The sequence below is a fragment of the Acidobacteriota bacterium genome, from assembly GCA_040754075.1.
Lineage (GTDB): Bacteria > Acidobacteriota > Blastocatellia > UBA7656 > UBA7656 > JBFMDH01.
In genome coordinates this window covers 33,957-51,545 of the sequence record JBFMDH010000041.1, presented here as the reverse complement: position 1 = coordinate 51,545, position 17,589 = coordinate 33,957, and the positions used below count along the sequence as shown (strand labels likewise).

Below are 17,589 nucleotides of genomic sequence, written 5' to 3'. Positions count from 1 at the left end.
ATGGATTAAAGAAGTTTTTCCATAATCCAATCGGTTTGCATATCGTTGCCCAGTTTAAAGGGATGTTCGCCAACCTTTTGAAAACCCCATTTTTGATAAAACGACTGAGCCTTTAGGTTGTGCTCCCAAACGCCGAGGTAAATGGATTGGTGTCCTAAGGATTTGGCTTCATCCAAACACCGCTGCATTAATTTTGCGCCAACGCCTGAACCGATAAAATCCTGGCTAACATAAATACGTGCAAGTTCGATGGGGTTTTCGCTGTGAATACACTCCGGCGCATCACCTGTATGCAGTTGCGCATAACCCACGGCGATAGAACCTTTCTCAATCAGGAAAGAAATGAAACTGGCATCAGAAATCTCTACCGCCATTTCCGAGGGATTTAATGATTCCGCGAGGTAAGCGTTCATATCTTCCGGTGAATTGTCTTTAGCAAAGGTATCGTAAAAGGTTTTCGTAGCCAATTCGGATAGGACGAATGCGTCTTCAGGTTTTGCATAACGAATGGTGAATTGATTTTGGGCTGTCATAGCGATTCCTCAGTAAAATAAAACGCAGGTTGAATACCGGAGTCTCAGCGAGTTTCAGCCTGCGTTAGTCGATATAAAATTCAGTATCTCATTAAACACCGAGAACAATTTTGGCGATGGTGTTCAATTGCATGTTTGAGGTGCCCTCGTAAATCTTTCCGATCTTGGCATCCCGGTAATATTTTTCCGCAGGGTAATCTTTGGTGTAACCGTAACCGCCGTAGAGTTCAACCACCTGTGAGGTTACATGTTCGGCAACCTGCGAGGTGAACAGTTTTGCCATCGCGGCTTCTTTTACATAATCTTCACCGGCGTCTTTCAAACGCGCGGCGTTATAGACCATCAGTCTTGCGGCTTCGAGTTCGGTGGCGATTTGCGCAATTTGGAATTGCACACCCTGAAATTTGGCAATTGATTGTCCGAATTGTTGCCGTTCTTTGGTGTAACTGACGCCGTAATCGAGCGCCCCCTGGGCGAGTCCAACCATTTGCGAACCGATGCCGATGCGACCTTCATTCAAGGTTTCAATGGCAATCTTGTAACCTTTGCCAACTTCACCCAGGACATTTTCTTTGGGAACCATGCAATCTTCTAAAATCAGTTCAGTAGTGGAGCTGGCGCGGATGCCGAGTTTATTCTCTTTTTTGCCAACGGTGAATCCTTTGAAATCGCGTTCAACGATAAAACCGGTAATCCCGCGATAACCTTTGGTGAGGTCAATAGTGGCAAACACGATGAAAAGTCCGGCTTCACCGCCATTTGTAATCCAGAGTTTTTGCCCATTCAATAAATAATGATCGCCTTTATCCTCGGCGCGGGTTGCCAGCGCAAAAGCGTCGCTGCCGGAACCCGCCTCAGATAACGCATAGGCGCCGACGGTATCGGTTGAAAGTTTGGCGCAATATTTTTTCTTCTGTTCTTCGGTTCCCCAAAGCAAAATGGCGTTGTTTACCAGAGTGTTTTGCACATCAACAATGACACCTGCGGAGGGGTCAACGCGAGAGAGTTCTTCAACAGCGATAATCGCATTAAAAAATGAGCCGCCTTGTCCACCATACTCTTCGGGGATGGCGATACCCATCAACCCCAGATCAAAAAATTGTGAGATGAGTTCAGGTGAAAATTTTCCTTTTTCATCCATCTCAGAGACCAGTGGGCGGATTTGTTGTTCGGCAAATTCACGAACCGATTGGCGAAATAGATTTTCTTCTTCGCTCAGTGAGGTAAGAGGGCGAATCGTGTTATCAGATATTTTTGGCGCTGACTGTGACATAAAATTATTCTCCTGTTAATGTGGGGGTGAATGATGACGATTTGAATCTAACACGCTGAAAAAATCATCGCAAGTTTTGGAGATAATCCTTAAAATACTGGCTTTTCAACAAAAATTCGGCGGTTTTCAAGAGTGAATCGGGTCTTTGAATAATTGTTAATTGGGTGCAACCTGAATTCTGGAGTAAACGTAATCATAGGGTAATCGATCTCTTTGGAATATAAATAAAAATCCAACCAACCGATAGGTTTGAATAGGAAAGCGAGGAACTATGTTTTGTTCGACTTGTGGAGTTGAGGCAACTGTCGGAATGCAGTATTGCAATCGTTGTGGTGCCAATTTATCACCAACCAAACCAATGGAAGAACCTCTCCCGGTGGTTGCCAATGTCGGGTGGGCGTCGCTGTTTTTATCGGCGGCGGCGGTAATTATCACACTGGGCGGAATGGGAATCATTTTTTCATTCGTTACCAAACTGATGACACCTTCGTACCTTAATCCCGAACGCACCAATTTTGAACAAAATCTTCCGGTCGCGATTCCAATGATTGTATTTGGGTCATTGACGATTTTCGCGACCACTTTCCTTCTTCTACGCTTATTATCAAAATTGATGAATCTCCCACAAGAGGGAAAACGGTCTTTCCAAAATAGAAAAAAAGCGACAACCATTCAGCCTCCACCACAATTTCAACCGCCACCCATTGGCGTAACCAGCGTTACCGAACACACGACGCGGAATTTCAACCGCATGCCATTTCAAGGTGAGAAGGTTCACGAATAAGGAGCAAATATGTTTTGTCCAACTTGTGCTTTTGAAAATAATGAAGGCGTCAATTATTGCAAACAGTGTGGCGCGAATTTAAACCCGGTAAATCAAAAAACCGTTTCAGTCCTTGGGGTGGGAACATTCCTGGCAGTCATCGCTTTCATTACCATTTGTGGATTTGCCATCCCGCTAGCGGCAATGAGTGGACTTGCCCACGATAATTTCGATAAGGATGGATTGATGCTTCTGGCATTTTTCTTCGTTTCGGCAACCGTGACCATCGATGTGTTATTGATCAGATTGTTGTCGCGATTACTTGGAGTTGCCAAAAACCATCAGCGTGACTTGCATCCATTAATGACCAGAGCGCAAAAAAATCAAAACCCTATTACCTCGCCATCTCTGCCTGCACCGCCGATTGCGGTGTCAAGTGTTACCGAACATACGACCCGAAATTTTAATCCGGTGGGTTCAAGAGTTCATCAGGTGAGGGACACCGAATAATTTCTTGAATTTTGTAAATTTCCCGTATCTCATCAGGTTTGTCAGCCATTCCAAAAGCATCACGTCAAACCGAAAAATTTTAAGTGGGGAACCAGAATGAATATTGTTGAACTCAATCACGTCACCAAACGCTTCGATGAGTTTGTTGCGGTTGATGATCTCTCGTTTACGGTCAAGCAGGGAACCATCTTTGGGTTTCTGGGACCGAATGGCGCAGGTAAAACGACTTCGATAAGAATGATTGTCAACATTACCGCACCTGATGAAGGTGAGATAAAAGTGTTAGGCAATCATATCACTCCTGAAATCCAACAACGCTTGGGGTATTTGCCGGAAGAGCGCGGACTTTATAAAAAAATGAAGGTCGGTGAACAATTGATTTTTTTTGCCAGCTTAAAGGGCATTGAGGCAAAAGAAGCTGACCGCCGCGCCACTTATTGGCTTGAGCGTTTGGAAATTGGCAATTGGAAAAACAAAACGCCAGTGGAGATGTCTAAAGGGATGCAACAAAAGGCGCAGTTTGTTTCTACGATTATTCATGAACCGGATATTTTAATTCTTGACGAACCTTTCTCAGGACTCGACCCGGTTAGCACCGATGAATTAAAAAAAATCATTCTTGAGATGAAACAAAGAGGGAAAACCATCCTGTTTTCGACCCATCAGATGGAACAGGTCGAACAGATGTGTGATGACATTTGTCTGATCAACCAGTCAAAAAAGGTACTGATTGGAAGTTTGAAAGAGGTGAAACGCAGTTTCGGTAAAAATACGGTGATCATCGATTATGAAAGCGAGAGGGATTTTTTATCCGAAGAGATGATTAAACAGCAAAAACGTTTTGCGAATTATTCCGAACTGGTACTCAATGATGGTGTCGATGCGCAAATCCTCTTGCAACAGGCGGTGAGCGCCGGGGCGCGAATATACCGGTTTGAACTGGTTGAACCTTCCTTGACCGATATTTTTATCGAATCCGTTAAACGAACGAATGGGAATAAGAGGTGAATGATGAGAAATATTTTAATCATAATCAAACGCGAATATCTTACACGTGTGCGGTCAAAAGCTTTTGTTATAGGCACCTTTCTCAGCCCGTTATTTATTCTCGCGCTGGCAATCTTGCCAACTTTTTTGGCTGATCGAAGTAAAGGCAGTCGCTCGATTACGGTGTTTGATCTAAGCGGGGATGAGCAATTTTTTTCGGAAATAAAAAACCGGTTGGAATCACAAAACCGCAAATCGCTGTTCTCAACCACCGGCAACAAAAATGATGGTCAGGATGCTTCGCTGGATGAAAAACGGGGATTGGGTAACCTGCAATTCACGCTAACAAGAGTTGTCGTTCAGGAAGCTAGCCAATTGGCTGATTTAATGAGTGAACCCATTAAACGGATTGAACAAAAATCCAATGAAGCGGTTCTGGTCATTCCTAAAGAGGCATTGAGTGGACAACCGCTCGAATACTATGCAAAAAATCCCAGTGACCTGGCGGTGGCGATTGTTGAAAGCACCATCAATGATGTGATTAAAGAACGTCGCCTTGCGCAGGCGGGATTCAATAAAGCGAATCTTGAGGAATATCTGAAACCTGTACAAATGCAGAGGCGCAATCCGCGTGGGGAAGAAGAGAAAGGCATTCCACGTTTTGCAGTCGGTATGGTGATGCTGTTTTTTATCTATATTACAACCTTGTTCTACGGAATTTTTGTGATGCGCGGCGTAATCGAAGAGAAGCAATCGCGTATCGTTGAAGTTCTGATTTCCTCAGTAAAACCCTTTGAGTTAATGATGGGAAAATTAATTGGCATTGGCTTGGTGGGATTAACTCAATATGCGATTTGGATTTTATGTTTGGCATTGGTTTTGGTTTTTGGCGCTTCAGTGTTCGTCAATCAGGGCATCCCGTTACCGCAAATTCCCATCAGCCTGATTATTTACTTTGTGCTTTTCTTTATTCTCGGATACTTCCTTTATGCGTCACTTTATGCTTTGGTAGGAGCTATTGTTTCAAATGAAGAAGACGCTCAACAGGTGCAGATGCCGGTCACGCTATTAGTTGTCGTTCCGGTGATATTATTCCCTTTGGTCATGACCAATCCCGACAGTACCCTTTCAACCATTCTTTCAATGATTCCGTTTTTTGCCCCAACCTTGATGATGATGCGGGTTGCCATGATCAATCCGCCGATTTATCAAGTGGCGCTGGCGATGGTGGGAATGTTGATAACGATTCTCGCTTCAGTCTGGATGGTTGGAAGGATTTACCGAATTGGAATTTTGATGTATGGTAAACGCCCAAGCTTGATTGAACTGGGTCGCTGGATACGCTACTCATAATCCAAAGATGACCGGTAGAATGCGTGAAACCGTCGTGGGGAAGATGGAATGAAGCGTCTACTTTTATCCCTAAGCATTTCAATCTTATTTTGTGTGGAATCGGACACGCAATCGCTGACCACCTTTGAAAAATCAAACAACGGTGAGGCGCTATTATTGGGAATCGGCGAAGGGCGTCAGGCATTAGCCCTGGGTGACCTGAACGGTGATAACAAACCCGAGATCGTCGCCGTCAATCGCCAGAATAACTCAATAACCATTTTGGCGAATAACGGCAAAGGCGCTTTCGGTCTGAAAGGCAGTTATGCCACCGGTCTGGTTCCGCAAGCGGTCGTTCTGGGCGACCTCAATAACGATAAAAAACTCGATATGGTTATCGCCAATTCCGGGAGTAACACGATTTCCATTTTTGTTGGCACCGGGGATGGTCGCTTTATTAAAAAGACTGATTATTCCACGGGTGCTATACCTTTTTCGCTTGCTGTAGCCGATTTAAATAATGACCGGACTGTTGATTTAATGGTAGCCAATCGTTATGGCAATTCGGTTTCAATCTTTTTAGGAACCGGCGAGGCGACATTTCGATTATTCACCGATTACCCGACACACCCGCTCCCCAATTATTTCTCGGCTGCTGATTTTAATGGCGATGGGAAAATGGATTTTGCTGTTGCCAGCTCTTTTAACCACACCATCACGTTTTATTGGGGCAAAGGCAATGGGCTTTTCCTTAGAGGCGTTTCCCTGATGAAAAGTAAAAATCAACTGGGAGTTTTCGTGGCGGATTTGAATCATGATGGTAAGCCCGATGTCATCGAAGCGAATCGCCAAACCGGAACACTGGCGATTAGTTTTGGTTTTCAAAATGATGGTTCGGAATCGGAAAGCGCGCTGGCGTATCCATTATCCAAAGGCAGAGTTTGCGCAACGACCGGCGACTTGAATTATGATGGCATTATGGATATAGTTGTAGCCAGTTCCGGCGACTATCCAAACTATGCCGGTTCGATAACAGTTTTACTTGGCAGGAATGAAAACAAGTTTTTAATTAATAATCGTTTCCTTTCCGGGTATGCCACCCACTGCGTTTTTCTATGCGATGTAGATGGCGATAATATTCTCGATATCGTGATTGGAAATGGCGCTTATGATTTCGGCGGTGGGCTTTCGGTAATATTTGGCAATAAGGAAGGCACCTTTACGCGCAAAGATAACTATGGAATTGGGGGTTATCTTTTATGGGTTTCGTTTGAAGAAGACCGGAATCCAATAACCCAAACGAAAGATGTTTGGGTCGAAAAACAATAAGAAAAAGTGGGAATCAATTCAACTACCTTGCTCACCCGTCACCTCGCGCACACGCTATCCACTTTTTCTTAATTCATAGCTCGCAATTAACACACTAAATTTTTAATCGGCAATCATCCCAGATGCATTTCTGGAAAACAGCATTTAAGCGAATCAAAATTCAATTACCTTATTCATCCCTGGAAATACCTCCCTCCAGTCAGAAAAGAATAAATTTTGATACCGGCAGGGAATCATAAAACTACTGAAGTGCAGATTATAGGACTGCACCCGATTCAATTCATAGATTACGTTTACCCCTCTTTTTAGGTATGAACTCGACGAAGGAGGTTTCGGTATGTTACTGATTCCGAAAATCCGCTCACTGCTATTCAAACAGTTAGTTTGGCAGCGAGGGGTATTGGGTTTAAGTTTGGTGCTTGGGTTGTTTTTGATAATCCAGAGCCAAAGTCCAAGGGTGTCGGCAATCGTCACCTTCACCGTGACGACAACCAACGATAATGGGGACAATCTCAACCCCACACCGGGTTCATTAAGAAGAGCGATCATTGATGCGAATACCAATCCCGGTGCGGACATCATCAATTTCAATATTCCGGGAATCGCTCCCTTTACCATCTCGCCATTAAGCCCACTCCCGGATATCACTGAGGCAGTCACCATAAACGGAACCACTCAGCCCGGGTTTGCCGGAACTCCTGTCATCGAACTGAATGGAATCAGTGCCGGGGCAACCAGCGGGTTAACCATCACGGCTGCCAATTGTGTGGTGAGAGGATTAGTCATCAACCGCTTTAACGGAAACGGCATCGCCATCAGTGGCAATGGCAATTCCATTGAAGGCAATTTTATCGGAACATCGGTTTCAGGAAGCGTCGCGGTGGGCAACACCCTGGATGGCATCTTCATTTCAGGAGCGGGAAATTCCATAGGGGGCACCACGACTGCTGCGCGCAATGTCATTTCATCCAATCGGAATGGCATACAATTATTTGGCGCACCGGCAACCGGAAACCAGATACGCGGCAATTTTATTGGGACGGATGCCGGCGGCACGCTTGCTTTGGGTAATTCGCAAAACGGGGTACTAATCAACGGGGCAGGGAGTAATGCGATTGGCTCAGCCGCGTTGAATGCCAGTAACACCATTGCGTTTAATGGCAGCAACGGGGTTGCGGTGGTATCGGGTGTGAGTAACGCGATTTTATCCAATGCCATTTTTAGCAACAGTTCGCTGGGCATTGATTTGGGCAACAATGGAGTGACTCCGAATGACGTTGGGGATGCTGATAACGGTGCGAATAATGTGCAGAATTTTCCAGTTTTGACTACTGCAAACAGTGCGGGTGGCAGCACCTCAATCCAGGGAACCTTCAACAGTTTTCCCAATGGAACATTTAGAATTGAATTTTTTTCCAATAACTTTTCCAACCCCTCAGGATTTGGTGAAGGAGAAACGTTCCTGGGGTTCACCAGCGTAATAACTGATGCGAGTGGCAATGCCAGTTTCAATGTTACGATTCCGGGTAGCATCGCGCAGGGGAAAGTGATTACTGCAACGGCAACGGATTCTGCCAATAACACTTCGGAATTTTGTCGCGGTATTCAAGTAGGTGGCTTGGCAGGCGGACAACCTGCGGATTTAAGTGTGTTGATTACCATGCCGGTTTCGGCTCAAACCGGGTCGGAATTTACCAAAACCATTCTGGTTTCCAATGCGGGACCCAACATTGCTTCATCGGTTACGCTGACCGATTCATTCCCTTCAAACGTTTCAATCTTATCGTGTAATGCATCGGGTGGAGGCGTCTGTTCAGGAACGGGCACTAATCGAACGGTGACGTTTGCATCGTTTCCACCCGGAACCAGCGCGGTCATCACCATCGTTGCCCGATTAGGTTGTACGATTGCAAATGGCACACTAATCGGGAATACCGCAACAGTGTTTAGCGCGACAACCCCTGACCCGCTGTCGGGCAATAATATCGCCACGGTATCATTACTGGCGCTCAATCCGAATCCGACAATCACCTGTCCGGGAACCATTACCCGCTCCAATGACCCGGGACAATGTGCCGCCATCGTCCCTTATTCGGTTTTGGTCAATGATAACTGTCCGGGTGTAGCGGTTCTATGTTCACCACCTTCGGGTGCTTCTTTTGTTGTCGGAACGACGAACGTAACCTGCACGGCAACCGATTCCGGTGGCGCGACGGCAAGCTGTTCGTTCTCGGTCATCATCAATGATACGGAACCATTGAGCATCGCTTGTCCAGCCAATCTGATGGTCACGACTACATCGAGTCAATGTACGCCCGTTGTAAGTTATGCCTTGCCGAGAGCCTTCGATAATTGCCCCGGTGCGACAGTTACCTGTACGCCCCCACCCGGTTCAACATTCCCGGTCGGAACCACTTTAATAAATTGTGTGGCGACCGATGCGCGTGGCAGTCGCGCAACCTGTAGCTTTTCATTAACGGTTGTGGGACATACAGAGGCTTCGCTGATCATTGAAGGCGGTGGCGCTGCGCTTGAATATGGACCGGTAGCGGCGCGCGCCAAAAATAAAAAAGAGATTAAACAGCAGGGGCGCAATTTGACAGTGGAAAATACCGGTTGCGCGACCTTTACGCTATCGCTTGAATCCGTCAGGCGACTTGGAAACGATGTGAATAATGGGAGAATCGGCGACCCGGATGATAAAGACCTTTTCCCGGTCTATATCGTCAGCACCGATGGGGCATTAACGAAGATGGAAATTCTCAAACACCTAACCATCAATCCGGGGCAAAAGGCGAAATTCCGGGTGATTTTCAACCCGATAATCCCAACCCGGAACCGCGCGATCCGAGGTCTCCCGGCGATTCAAGTTTTACCGGATACGATTTCGTCCAGAATCACTTTTCGATTGAGTAGTGGCGCAGGAATTGAGGTTAATATTTTTGCAAGGCTGATCAAAGATGTGGTGCTCACACACCCGGAAGCGCCAAGACGTGGACCGCTGGTAACCTTCGCGCGAGTTGATGATGAATTCATTGTTGAATATACCATCTATGACCCCAACCTGGATGTGAATCGCGCCAGTTATCAATTTTTTGATAAAGATGGTCGTCTCGTGCAACAGGAATTGAGCGTTGATTTGGCGCCGCTGGTCAGCAATGGAAACTTTGTTCGAGGACAAAGTTTCACAGTCGTTCAACGATTCACCGGTGCAAAGGATAACAAAGGGATAGTTGGCATAAAGGTGACGGTGTTTGATAGTGAATCGAATGTTTCGGCAAATTCCGTACCCGGAGATACTGCCAACCTGATTCTCGAATCCGCAATTTTTCAACAAGATTGGCTTGCTAATAAATTACTTTTACCGGGAATCAATCTCACGAATTTCCCGCTAGCGCAAAAACCGGCAACCGGCAGGAAAATACGCCAGTGAGGCGAATATCGCCATATGTCAAAAGAGAAGAGGTGGAAGATGCAAACTAAACATTCACTCGTTCTATTGCTGATCGCCGCATTAACCATAATGCTAATCCCAAAACTCACCTTTGCAGATAATCGGGATGAGGAAAATCTGATACGGTTGTATGCCATAGCGACTGTTGCGCCGATTGGCGTTGTGAAAGGCGAGATCATCCGTCACAGTTCATTAACCATCAACGGTCGGCAAGTTTGGGGTGAACGAGCGATTTGGAACGGCGACCTGTTACATGGTCAAGGGCGCACACTGGTAGAGATGGATACAATCGGACAAGTAAAACTCGCCAGAGGAACGTTGGTTCGATTGGCGACCAACCATCAATCACCGAGCGAGCAAAAAGGTGGTGTATTAATTGCCTCATTGATGAGTGGAGAGATTTCTGTAGCTTTGAATAAAAATGCCACAGGGTTTATTCAAGCGGGTGGTCTGGTTTTCACTTCTACGCCGGGTGCCAGGTTTCATATCGACATTAAAGAAGGCAGGGCTTCATATGAATTAACCGAAGGGAACCTGACCGTTGAAGCCGGTTATCGGCAAAAAAAATATACCATTCAGGCAGTAGGTCGAGGTGATACTTATAAAGTGCCCTACGGACAATTGAGCAATATTCGTGTGCAGATTAGGGATGAAAATAATAAGCCGCTGGCTGAAGTGCCAGTCATGTTTTCATTAGCTCCGTCAACCGTCAAAGGATTGGGAACTTTGGGATTGGGAACGATGGCAAGCACGACTTTTTCCACATTAACCAATAACGAAGGAATTGCGACGGTTCCATTTAATGCCGGACGAACCAAAGGCACGACCTCAGTAACCGCGGTGATCGAAGCGACGGGCGACACCTGGACAGGACAAATCGAAGTCGATTCTTATTCCAATAAATCCAGAAATGGATGGATTGTGGTTGGCGTAGCTGCCGCCATCGGTGGAGGGGTAGCCGCTTATAATCTGACGCGCGAAAATGATTCAATAAAAGTCAGCCCACCAACGACGAAATAAAAATGCTCTGGAAATGTGAGTAAATACTCAACCTGAGCATTATTCAATAGAGGGGAAATAGCGATGATTCACTTTCAAAGGAAGGATTTTGTTTTATACGAAACATAACCATCGGTTGTTAAGCCGCAGTTCACAGAATGAGAAAAATTTTCACCCTACCTGAGTTATATCTGGCTCTCGTTTTAGTCGTGGCGTCGTTCTTATACATTTATTCAATTAGCCCGAACAGTTTTGGTTATTATCACGATGATAGTATTTATGTTGTAACAGCCAAAGCGCTGGCTACCGGACAGGGCTATCGAATCATCAGTTTGCCCAATGAACCTGTACAGACTAAATCGCCACCCTTGCATCCGCTCCTCCTCTCATTAATTTGGCGGATTAATCCCGATTTCCCCACAAATCTTGTTTTAATGATGAATATGTCGGTTTTGTTTGCCATTTTTTCTCTGGTGATTGTATGGATTTATTTAACGGGGTTGGGATATGCGACAAAATGGCGAGCCCTGATTATTATCGGTTTAACAGCTCTTAACTGGCGTACCATCGTTCTTTCCTGCGGTATTTATACGGAAATGGTTTATTCTGCAATTTCAATTACAGGGTTATATCTTGCCGAGAAATATGAAAAGAACGAAATATCCAGGTTCAATGGGATATTTGTTGGAATTGTCATAGGTTTAACATCTTTAACGCGGTCTCCGGGTATCGCGTTAATTGGTACGGTTGGAGCACTTTTTTTTTATCATAAAAAATTCCTTCAGGCAGGAATACCTTTAATTATTGCGAATATCTTTATTGTCAGTTGGGTGGTTTGGGGCTACTTAAACATGCCGACCTTTGCTGGCGTTAACACGGCTTATTTTGAATCCTATCTCCAAACCTTGGGCAATGTGATAGACGATGTACAACACCAAACAGGATACCCTGTAATCCTGATTTTAATAAAAATAGTTGTCAAAAATGCTATTGGTTTATTAGCAGCAATACCACTGGTGTGTATTGGGGCATCGAAAGAATATATTATGCATTTCGGTTTTGCTGCTGTTTTTGTGATCGTGAGTTTCTGTCAAACTTTTAAAAAAGAGATTCGCTTCCTCCATTTTTATATTCTCTTCTATCTGGGTCTGCATTTAATTTGGCCATATCGCGCGTATGATCGCTTTTTGATGCCATTACTTCCCTTTCTACTATTGTTTTTTATTCAAGGCATAGAAACTTTAACCTTACTTGTTCACAAAGAACTAACACTTGGAAAAACAACCCTGAATAAATTGATTGCTTTTTTCTTAGGAGTAATGCTCATCAGTATTTTGATCGTTGGATTCGTCAATTACTCGAAGGGAATTGGGGGTAGCCTGAGAAGTTCAAACAAATTAAGTAGTAGCGTGTTGGAGGATTCAGAATCCATTCGCTGGATAAAAAATCATACAGAGGTTTCTGATGTTTTGGTTTGTTACCATGATCCTCTCTACTTCATGTACACAGGTCGTAAAGCAACTCGCTCTACTCCGTTGAAGGAGGGGGGAAATTTGGTAAGCACAAATGTATCTGAAACGGAGATAGGGCAGGCGCTCTTTCGTATTATACGAGAGAACCACGCTCGATATTTAATATTATCTTCGACCGATTTTGAATTTGAAAATGACGGTGAGCTTTATAGAACAACCTACAGGAAATTAATTGAACAAAATCAGGAGACCTTTGTTCGTGTCTTTCAAACAACAGACGAACGGTGTGAAATCTACAAAATTATTGAAGAGACAAAATGAAAAAAGGGTTGCTTACAATAATGGTTGTTGCCTTTGCGATTTACATTAACGCAATCACTCCGCTTAGTTTTGGATTTTACCACGACGATGCCGTTTATGTGGCAACAGCAAAATCTTTAGCGACAGATCAAGGGTATCGAATTATCAGTTTGCCCGGAGAGCCTGTACAGACAAAATCTCCTCCACTCCATCCTTTTTTATTATCATTAATCTGGCGGGTAAACCCCACCTTTCCCGACAATATACCCGCGATGATGAGCTTATCAGCAATAGTTAGCCTGCTCTCATTTTTTATAATTTGGTATTACCTCACCAAACAAGATTATTCTTCTAAATTGATTGCTGTAATTACTATTGCCGTATTTGCCATTAACTTGCGGACGATTATTTTATCTTCGGGAATTTATGTGGAAATGTTTTATACGGCGATTTCAATAGGGGCTTTATACCTGGCAGAAGAGTATGAAAAAAAGGAATGGAATTGGGTAAAAGGAATTTTTGTTGGCGTAATCATTGGACTGGGATTTTTAACCCGGTCAACTGGTATAACGATTTTATGGTCTGTTGTCTTATATTATTTTTTTCGTGGGAAACTTCGGCGAGGGTTAATCCCCATTACAATCGGATGCGCCTTAATTGCGACTTGGGTAATTTGGGGATACATGAATAAACCTACGGACGGAGGGGCGAATGCCGCCTACTATGAAAGCTATTTCCAAACGTTGAATAATGTTATTCAAGATGCACAGGTACAGACTGGGCAATCATACGGGGTCACATTTTTATCAATTATTGGTAAAAATATTTTAATGCTTGTTGTCGTCTCAATTCCGCTAACCTGCTTAGGAATGCCTTATAGTTGGATACAAAATTACAGTCCTGAACAGATTATTCTGGTTGTCATTTTGTTGTTTCTTACTCTAATTTTCACAATAATCGGATTCATCAGGCAAATATCATCAAAGGGATTTCGGTTACTGCATTTTTATGTTTTGACTTATCTCGCGCTTCAATTGATCTGGCCCTATTCAGCCTATGATCGCTTTCTGGTGCCAATCCTGCCCTTTCTAATTTTATTTCTCATCTTGGAACTTTTAAATTTAGCGATGTTATTAAGAAAAGAGGTCAGTGCAGGGTTGACCATCTCCGGTGGAATGAGTGTTGGGGTCATCTTTATAATCATTAGTGTAATCATCGGATTTGGTGCCACTTATTATGGATTAGGCGTCTATTATTCGGTCACATCTCTAAAGAAAAAATATATTGAACGAGCCAACGAAGATTTAGAGGCGATATATTGGCTAACTGAAAATACCGAACAAGATGATATTCTTATGTGTTATCGCGACCCGCTGTACTATCTGTACACCAATCGTAAAGCAATCCGGTCATCTCCCTTAAAAGATGGAGGGAAAATTGTAGGGAATCAGTCTGATTTGGAAGAAAAAAAAGTAATAATCAATAACCTCATTACTAAAAACAATGTCAAATATTTGATACTTACATCAACAGATTTGGAATTAGAATCACAAGCGGATGAATATCAAAAAGCTTATAAATTACTTATAAAGGAATCTCCTCATTTATTTTTTCCGGTTTTTACCTCTAGTGATGGGCGGTGTGTCATTTATCTTATTCAGGCTTCTGCAAAGTAACCTTTCAGAATGTGGAAAGGGTTTAATCCTTATCATCTTTGGGCAAAAAAACAACATCTTTATGCTGAATTATGAGTCCCTGATTTTTGGGAGTATCTTTTAATAAAATGTTAGCCGTGGTGTCGGCATAAACCAGTTTCCATTTCCCGCTTGCTATGAGCAGTTGGCAGATGGGTGAATTGGCATTGAACATGACCCAACTTATATCATACTTATCCAATACTTCTTCATATCCGAGTTGAGCAGTTGCGACTTTGACGTATTCTTTAAGCAAAGGGACGCCGTACATATCTGAACGCCCATCCATGAACACTTTATAGTTGGGGTAGCTTTTATAAATGATATAGCCACCCCAACTATCATTGTTGAACATCCTTCCGGGGATTTCATTTTGTAAGACAAACTCCATCGCTTCTACAGGGAAACGGCTTTTGTCGTGTTGAAAAGCCCACAGTTGTTTGCCTCCTAATTTTCCGCCGTTTAATGCAATTGCCAAACACCCCAGAATGCCAACCCATATCCAGAGATGTTTATTAAAGCGGGTTTCCAATGAGGTAATGTTGGCAGAAATTTTTAAGAATATTTCTCGCAATTCACCAATTAATTTAACTGATGTTACATAATTGATAAGTCCGTCAAAAACTTCAGTAAATCGTATGGCAGCCATCGGGGTGACAATTAGCCCTAGAAGTGGAATGTATCTGGCTGAGTAAAGAGACATATGAACAAGCAGCAAAACCAGCAAACTTTCGATTAACCCCGGCTTTCGTTTTGAAAAAATTAAAATTCCAAGATAAAAAAGCAATACAAATTCAAATACACCATGTTTGTGAAAATTTGGCGATAACCATTCAGCCACATTATCCATAATGAATTGCCGTCCGATGAGATGAAATGGAAAATAGAGAATCGCCGGTCCCTGTGGATTGCAGAAGGTAGCCAGTAACGTAATGCCAAAAATCATGGCGAGTGACTTGCAGGATTTTTTGGCGGCTTCACGCCTTTCTGAAATGGTAAGAGCAATAATTAAATTGCCACCCAGATAAATTCCCACCAGCATCAATCCGAAGATATATCCACCATGCAGGTTGACCCAAACCAACATTAAAACCGGTAAAAACTTTAAATAATTTATTCCCTCACGCTGATGCAGTTCCAAAATGATGAAAAAAGCCAAGGTAAATAAAAAAGAGAAAATATGCGGACGCGCCAACCAGTGCAGTGAAGATGCCCACGCGCCGATTGCCGTAAAAAATACGGCGATCATCGGACTGACTTTTCTAAAGAGCAAAAAGCGATAAAGCAGAAAGTAGGTTAAAGCGATTAGAATAGCCGAAAATATCACCACTCCATTTAATCCCATCCATCGATGGATGAAAGCAAAAATAACTTCGGCTAACCATTCGTGGGCTGTCCATGCAGTTTCAGGTAAGGTGTGCGAGTAGGGGTCGTGAAAAGGAATTTGCCAGGTCTTTAAAATATTTTCGCCGGTTATCAAATGCCAGCCGGTATCCCCATCGTATAACAGCGCCGTTCCAACCGTAAGAATATTGAACAATATTCTTAAAAAGAGGACATCCCCAATTGATGGCATCAGCCAGATAAAAATTTTATTTTTCATCATGGATTATAGATGTTTCGCCAGTTAAAATTCTCAAGCCTATCCCGGACATTCGCCACCGAATACTTCACCTCGATTATTTAACTCGTCGATGTTTTGCCTGATGAAGGTTTTCATCAATCAACAAAAGCGATGTTCTCATCCTGTTGAGTTCAATACATTCTGGGGGAGGGGTTGCCAACGTGAATATGGGGACCGGTGGCTGAACCGCGCACGGCGCTACGAAAGACAATAAATGGCAAACCTTTTCCGCGTAAGTAGGTGATAATGGTTCGCCCTTCGGCGCTGTCCGGATGCACGGCAATATCGAATGAATTCCGGTGGTCATAATTCAAGCTCGTATGTAGAACGGTTTGACCGAAGGCGCTTACGGGAAGGGTTCGCCCATATTTGGAAATGAACAATTTATCCAATTCGTGTTTGACTTCGGTTTTACGAATCGGTATCCACACTCTGCGATTTTCTTTTTTGGCGTCGTTGGGTTTAATTTCTTCGGGCTTCACCTCTTCCGGTGGCGGGGGTGGCGGCAGATATTGCCAGGCAGTTAATTGCGTGTCAGGATTGCGCTCTAAAAAAACATCGCGCACATATCCGGTCACTTTTACTTGAGCAACCTCACGAACGCCACACCAGGTTCCCTCCATGCTGACAATCTCTAAAGCGATAATGACCACATCTCCCTTTTTCAGAGATTTAACCACGGCACTTTGAGTTGAGGCTTCGGTGTAGATGTTCAGTGAATCCGTTTTGACGATGGCTTGCCAATCGTTTTGATTATCTTGCATCAATGCACCCTTGGTGATTTGGGTGAACCCTAAGATAATCACCAGAAAAAGAAGACCGATGAGCCAGCGTGAAATAACGACCGGAATATTTTTTGCTTCCCACAATTTCATGAGATCGGTTTGTGCTTTACCCTTCCACAACGAACCAGGCATTGCCCAATCGCCTGGGAATTTCAAATCATCACTTCCTTATGGTCTACCCGTTCGCTGATGATAATATCAACAATCATTTCCCAGGGAATATGATGAGTATGTTTCACATTCGGCGTCGATATATCAGGAACAAATTTGTGAACCAGCAAAAAATCTTCCTGGGAAATATCCAGAGCGATGTCGAAGTTGGTCTCCGTCAATGAACAGTAACCGCTTGGGGAAGCGGGTTCGAGATTTTGCGAACGCATGCTGAACTCCCCGCCACCAAGTAGTATGTTTACGGTTATTCCTTTATTCGGTCTGTAGATGTGTTTCTCTCCGTTGACTGTGGACATATTTTTTTTGATTAATTTCTCCCATTTGGCTTTCATCATACTGCTACCACCTTCTTAGCCGCATTCA

At 43.8% G+C, this 17,589-nt stretch carries 14 protein-coding genes; 8 read left to right on the top strand and 6 right to left on the bottom strand.

The window, feature by feature from the left end:
• Positions 1-5: 5 nt before the first annotated feature.
• The 3 genes from AB1757_28305 to AB1757_28295 form a co-directional block, all read right to left on the bottom strand.
• A complete protein-coding gene (locus AB1757_28305; protein MEW6130967.1) occupies positions 6-533 on the bottom strand; it encodes a GNAT family N-acetyltransferase in 528 nt (175 codons plus the stop codon).
• 91 nt (positions 534-624) lie between these two features.
• The gene (locus AB1757_28300) at positions 625-1,806 is read right to left on the bottom strand and encodes an acyl-CoA dehydrogenase (protein ID MEW6130966.1); all 1,182 of its coding nucleotides are present in this window, start codon (positions 1,804-1,806) and stop codon (positions 625-627) included.
• 156 nt (positions 1,807-1,962) lie between these two features.
• A complete protein-coding gene (locus tag AB1757_28295) occupies positions 1,963-2,478 on the bottom strand; it encodes a hypothetical protein (protein MEW6130965.1) in 516 nt (171 codons plus the stop codon).
• Between the two features lie 121 nt (positions 2,479-2,599).
• Between AB1757_28295 and AB1757_28290 the strand changes: the two genes are divergently transcribed.
• The 8 genes from AB1757_28290 (at position 2,600) to AB1757_28255 (ending at position 14,628) form a co-directional block, all read left to right on the top strand.
• Complete coding sequence (locus tag AB1757_28290; GenBank protein MEW6130964.1) at positions 2,600-3,079, top strand: zinc ribbon domain-containing protein; 480 nt, start codon at positions 2,600-2,602, stop codon at positions 3,077-3,079.
• Positions 3,080-3,175: 96 nt separating this feature from the next.
• On the top strand, positions 3,176-4,087 hold the full coding sequence (locus AB1757_28285) for an ATP-binding cassette domain-containing protein (GenBank protein MEW6130963.1): 912 nt from the start codon (positions 3,176-3,178) through the stop codon (positions 4,085-4,087).
• Entirely contained in the window at positions 4,088-5,419 is a 1,332-nt protein-coding gene (locus AB1757_28280; protein MEW6130962.1) for an ABC transporter permease, read from the top strand.
• Positions 5,420-5,467: 48 nt separating this feature from the next.
• The gene (locus AB1757_28275) at positions 5,468-6,727 is read left to right on the top strand and encodes a VCBS repeat-containing protein (protein MEW6130961.1); all 1,260 of its coding nucleotides are present in this window, start codon (positions 5,468-5,470) and stop codon (positions 6,725-6,727) included.
• A 337-nt stretch (positions 6,728-7,064) separates the two neighbouring features.
• Entirely contained in the window at positions 7,065-10,160 is a 3,096-nt protein-coding gene (locus tag AB1757_28270; GenBank protein MEW6130960.1) for an HYR domain-containing protein, read from the top strand.
• Between the two features lie 90 nt (positions 10,161-10,250).
• On the top strand, positions 10,251-11,201 hold the full coding sequence (locus AB1757_28265) for a hypothetical protein (protein MEW6130959.1): 951 nt from the start codon (positions 10,251-10,253) through the stop codon (positions 11,199-11,201).
• Between the two features lie 137 nt (positions 11,202-11,338).
• A complete protein-coding gene (locus AB1757_28260) occupies positions 11,339-12,973 on the top strand; it encodes a hypothetical protein (protein ID MEW6130958.1) in 1,635 nt (544 codons plus the stop codon).
• Entirely contained in the window at positions 12,970-14,628 is a 1,659-nt protein-coding gene (locus tag AB1757_28255) for a hypothetical protein (protein MEW6130957.1), read from the top strand. The genes AB1757_28260 and AB1757_28255 overlap by 4 nt, the downstream gene beginning before the upstream one ends.
• A 22-nt stretch (positions 14,629-14,650) precedes the next feature.
• Here AB1757_28255 and AB1757_28250 read toward each other — a convergent pair whose 3' ends face one another.
• The 3 genes from AB1757_28250 to AB1757_28240 form a co-directional block, all read right to left on the bottom strand.
• A complete protein-coding gene (locus tag AB1757_28250; GenBank protein ID MEW6130956.1) occupies positions 14,651-16,252 on the bottom strand; it encodes a hypothetical protein in 1,602 nt (533 codons plus the stop codon).
• Between the two features lie 149 nt (positions 16,253-16,401).
• The gene (locus AB1757_28245; GenBank protein ID MEW6130955.1) at positions 16,402-17,145 is read right to left on the bottom strand and encodes an SH3 domain-containing protein; all 744 of its coding nucleotides are present in this window, start codon (positions 17,143-17,145) and stop codon (positions 16,402-16,404) included.
• A 62-nt stretch (positions 17,146-17,207) separates the two neighbouring features.
• Positions 17,208-17,561: a hypothetical protein gene (locus tag AB1757_28240; protein MEW6130954.1), complete on the bottom strand. Its 354-nt coding sequence runs from the start codon at positions 17,559-17,561 to the stop codon at positions 17,208-17,210.
• Positions 17,562-17,589 lie beyond the last annotated feature (28 nt).